The sequence below is a fragment of the Stenotrophomonas sp. STEN018 genome (assembly GCF_056760235.1).
Map to the genome: position 1 here is coordinate 1 of NZ_JBRREK010000108.1, position 4616 is coordinate 4616.

Consider the following 4616-nt stretch of genomic DNA (forward strand, 5'->3'; position numbering starts at 1 on the left):
GCTGACCCCGCTGCAAGGTAGCTGAGGCCCTGTGGTAGTGCCCACCCCAGATACCCAGCGGCGGTAACCGGGCCTGTTTATGATCGGCCTAAAACCCCAAACATGCCTTTGGTAACAAAACCCAAAAACCACCCCCCCCCCCCCCCCCCCCCCCCCCCCCCCCCCCACTACAGGTGGGGCATAAACCGCGAAGCCCACATTGCCCGCCCAATCAACACACAACAAAAACCCCGCTTGCGCGGGGCTTTTGCCTGCAGCCAACTCCAGCCGGAATCAGCGCTTCATCGAGCCGAAGAACTCGTCGTTGGACTTGGTGTTCTTCATCTTGTCCAACAGGAACTCCATCGCGGCGATTTCGTCCATCGGGTGCAGCAGCTTGCGCAGGATCCAGATCTTCTGCAGCAGCTCCGGTTCGATCAACAGGTCTTCGCGGCGGGTGCCGGAACGGTTGATGTCGATGGCCGGGTACACGCGCTTCTCGGTGATACGACGGTTCAAATGCACTTCGCTGTTGCCGGTGCCCTTGAATTCTTCGTAGATCACTTCGTCCATCTTCGAGCCAGTTTCAACCAGCGCGGTGGCGATGATGGTCAGCGAGCCACCTTCTTCGACGTTACGTGCAGCACCGAAGAAACGCTTCGGACGGTGCAGGGCGTTGGCGTCCACACCACCGGTCAGGACCTTGCCGGAGCTCGGTACGACGTTGTTGTAGGCGCGGGCCAGACGGGTGATCGAGTCGAGCAGGATCACCACGTCCTTCTTGTGCTCGACCAGGCGCTTGGCACGCTCGATCACCATTTCGGCAACCTGCACGTGACGCGCGGCCGGCTCGTCGAAGGTCGAGGAGACCACTTCGCCGCGCACGGTGCGCTGCATTTCGGTCACTTCTTCCGGGCGCTCGTCCACCAGCAGCACGATCATGTGCACTTCCGGATGGTTGGTGGTGATGGCCGTGGCAATCTGCTGCATCATCATCGTCTTACCGGCCTTGGGCGGCGAGACGATCAGGGCGCGCTGGCCCTTGCCCTGCGGTGCCATCAGGTCGAGGATGCGACCGGTGATGTCTTCCGAGGAGCCGTTGCCGCGCTCAAGCGTGAAGCGTTTGCGCGGGAACAGCGGGGTCAGGTTTTCGAACAGCACCTTGTTCTTCGAGGCTTCAATCGGCTCACCGTTGATGGTGTCCACGATCGACAGGGCGAAGTAGCGCTCGCCGTCCTTCGGGAAGCGGATGCGGCCCGACAGGTGGTCACCGGTGCGCAGGTTGAAGCGGCGGATCTGGCTGGGCGAGATATAGGTATCGTCCGGGCCAGCCAGGTAGCTGGCTTCAAATGCGCGCAGGAAGCCGAAGCCATCCGGCAGGATTTCCAGCACACCGTCGGCGGCGACGCCGTCGCCATGGCGGGTCAGCACCTTGAGCAGGGCGAAGATCACGTCCTGCTTGCGGGCGCGCGCCACACCTTCGGAGATCTGCAGCTGTTCGGCGATTTCCAGCAGCTTCTGCGCCGGCATCCGCTTCAGATCGCTGAGCGAATAGACCGGGAAGCCTTCCGGCACGCTCGGCATCGAGCGCGGAACGAAATTGTCGTTACCGCCTTCGTTGCCCATGCCGTTGTCGTCACGTGGACGGTTGCGGTCACGGTCGCGACGGTTGCGGAAACGGTCGCGGCGGTTGCCCTGACCTTGGCCTTGGCCCTGCTGATTGTTCTGGCCGTAGCGCTGCTGGTTGTTGCCATCACCACCGTCCTGGCCACCCTGCGCGGCGTTGTCGCCAGCAGAGGCTGAGGCCGGGGCCTGACCTTCATTGCTGGACGCCGGCGCGGCAGGCGCGGGTGGCGGAGCAACCGGGGCAGGTGCGGGTGCGGCAGCTACCGGCGCCGGAGCGGCCGGAGCAGCTGGCAACGGCAGGGCCGGCTGGGCGGGAGCAGAGGCACCGCTGTCGGCGCTTTCAACTGCTTTGGCAACACGCGGCTTGCGCACGCGCTTCTCGACAGGAGCGTCGGTGCTCCCGGTTTCGGAAGGAGTGTTCTCGGACAAGTGCTTGATTCCTCTCGCTTGGATGTGCGAGCGCCCTGCGGGGCTGCGAACTGGTTGGGATGGTCCGGACGAGAACCCGTCCAGAGGGTGCGGCACGCGAATGGCGCCGGATGTAGCGACACTAACACCGCCAAGCGCGGCGGTGCAAGCGCCTGCAAAACCCTGTTGGGCCGCGGTATGGCGGCCAAATAGACCAAGCGGACCGCGCTATGGCGGCCCAATGGCCGGCGGCAGGACGCCGCCGGGCCTTGCTTGATCAGACCAGCGCCTTGTCGATCATCTGGCTGAGCTGGCCCTTGCCGACTGCGCCGATCTGGGTGGCCTGGATCTGGCCATCCTTGAACAGCAGCAGCATCGGGATCGAGCGCACGTGGTACTTGATCGCGGTGGCGCGGTTCTCGTCCACATTGACCTTGGCGATCTTCAGCTTGCCGTCATAGGCATCAGCCAATTCGTCCAGAACCGGGGAAATCATCTTGCACGGGCCGCACCATTCAGCCCAGAAATCCACCAGGACCGGTTCGCTCGATTGCAGGACGGCGCTGTCGAAGTCGGCATCGCCGACGTGTAAAACCTTATCGCTCACTTGGAGTCTCCTGGTGCAATGCGACTGCCCATGCCGGGTTGGCGGTCGCATTGCGGTAAACTGGGGCATTGCGCGGACAGTGGGCAGGGCCCGGATGTCGCGCGACCCGGCGCAGGGGCCGCAGTGTGCGACGGTGCCCGAATCGATGCAAGCTGCCCGGCCACACTGACCGGCTGGCACTACAAAGACGAAACCTACATGAGCGACAAACCGCTAACCGACGTAACATTTTCCTCCTTCGACCTGCAGCCCTCGCTGCTGGCAGGCCTTGAAGGCGCGGGTTTCACCCGCTGCACCCCCATTCAGGCACTGACCCTGCCGGTAGCTTTGCCGGGCGGCGACGTCGCCGGCCAGGCCCAGACCGGCACCGGCAAGACGTTGGCCTTCCTGGTCGCCGTGGCCAACCGCCTGCTGACCCGTCCGGCGCTGGCCGACCGCAAGCCGGAAGATCCGCGCGCGCTGATCCTGGCGCCGACCCGCGAGCTGGCCATCCAGATCCACAAGGACGCGATGAAGTTCGCCGCCGACACCGGCCTGCGCTTTGCGCTGGTCTACGGTGGCGTGGATTACGACAAGCAGCGCGAGCTGCTGCAGCAGGGCGTGGACGTGATCATCGCCACCCCCGGCCGCCTGATCGACTACGTCAAGCAGCACAAGGTGGTTTCGCTGCACGCCTGCGAAATCTGCGTGCTCGACGAAGCCGACCGCATGTTCGACCTGGGCTTCATCAAGGACATCCGCTTCCTGCTGCGGCGCATGCCGGAGCGCACCACGCGCCAGACCCTGCTGTTCAGTGCCACCCTCAGCCACCGCGTGCTGGAGCTGGCCTACGAGCACATGAACGAGCCGCAGAAGCTGGTGGTGGAGACCGAAAGCATCACCGCCGACCGTGTCCGCCAGCGCATCTACTTCCCGGCCGACGAGGAAAAGCTGCCGCTGCTGATCGGCCTGCTGTCGCGCAGCGAAGGCGCGCGCACCATGGTGTTCGTCAACACCAAGGTGTTCGTCGAGCGCGTTGCGCGCGCGCTGGAGCGCGCCGGCTACCGTGTTGGCGTGCTGTCTGGCGACGTGCCGCAGAAGAAGCGTGAGAGCCTGCTCAACCGCTTCCAGAAAGGCCAGCTGGAAGTGCTGGTTGCCACCGATGTGGCCGCACGCGGCCTGCACATCGACGGCATCAAGTACGTCTACAACTACGACCTGCCGTTCGACGCCGAAGACTACGTGCACCGCATCGGTCGTACCGCGCGTCTGGGCGAAGAGGGTGATGCGATCAGCTTCGCCTGTGAGCGCTACGCGATCAGCCTGCCGGACATCGAGGCTTACATCGAGCAGAAGATCCCGGTCGAAGCAGTCACAGCCGAGCTGCTGACCGCGTTGCCGCGCCCGGAGCGCGCACCGCTGGAAGCCGGCGAAGAAGAAGAAAGCGTTGGCAGCATCTTCCGCGAAGCCCGCGAGCAGAAGGCCGCTGACGAAGCCCGTCGTGGCGGTGGTCGCAGTGGCGGCAAGCCCGGTGAACGCCGTGGCGAGCGCAGCGCAGATGGCAAGCCGCGTCCGCCGCGCAAGCCGCGCGTCGAAGGCGCCCCGGCCAATGCCGAAGCCACGCCCAAGCCGCCGCGTCCGGCTGCCGAAGCGGCGCCGAATGCTGCCAACAGCCCGGCAGTGGAAGGCGAGCGCGCACCGCGCAAGCGCCGCCGTCGTCGCCACGGTCGCCCGCTTGAGGGTGCCGAAGGTGCAGCACCGGCAGTGGCCAACAACAACGGCCCGGTGCAGGTACAGGCCAAGCCGATGCGTGCTGGCAACGACAGCGATTCGTTCCTGACCCGCCTGGGCCGCAAGATCCGCCGGATGCTGTCCGGTAGCTGATCGCTGCGATTGCCGCGAGCCCTTGTAGCAACTGTCTTGTCAGCCGGAGGCCATAGCGGCCTCCGCATCTCGTTTACGAGCATTGAGGATGACCAGCATCTTTCTCATAACCGCGACCAAGGCCACCTTGCCG

Annotated in this window: 3 protein-coding genes; 1 reads left to right on the forward strand and 2 read right to left on the reverse strand. The window is 64.9% G+C overall.

Going from position 1 to position 4616, the window contains the following annotated elements; translation table 11 throughout:
- Positions 1-273: 273 nt before the first annotated feature.
- Positions 274-2034, reverse strand: coding sequence for a transcription termination factor Rho (rho, locus tag ACVOMB_RS20650; protein ID WP_481532882.1), 1761 nt, complete (start codon positions 2032-2034; stop codon positions 274-276).
- 256 nt (positions 2035-2290) lie between these two features.
- Positions 2291-2620, reverse strand: coding sequence for a thioredoxin TrxA (trxA, locus tag ACVOMB_RS20655; protein ID WP_057628040.1), 330 nt, complete (start codon positions 2618-2620; stop codon positions 2291-2293).
- Positions 2621-2818: 198 nt separating this feature from the next.
- Here trxA and rhlB point away from each other — a divergent pair, with 198 nt between their 5' ends.
- On the forward strand, positions 2819-4483 hold the full coding sequence (gene rhlB, locus ACVOMB_RS20660; protein WP_481532883.1) for an ATP-dependent RNA helicase RhlB: 1665 nt from the start codon (positions 2819-2821) through the stop codon (positions 4481-4483).
- Positions 4484-4616 lie beyond the last annotated feature (133 nt).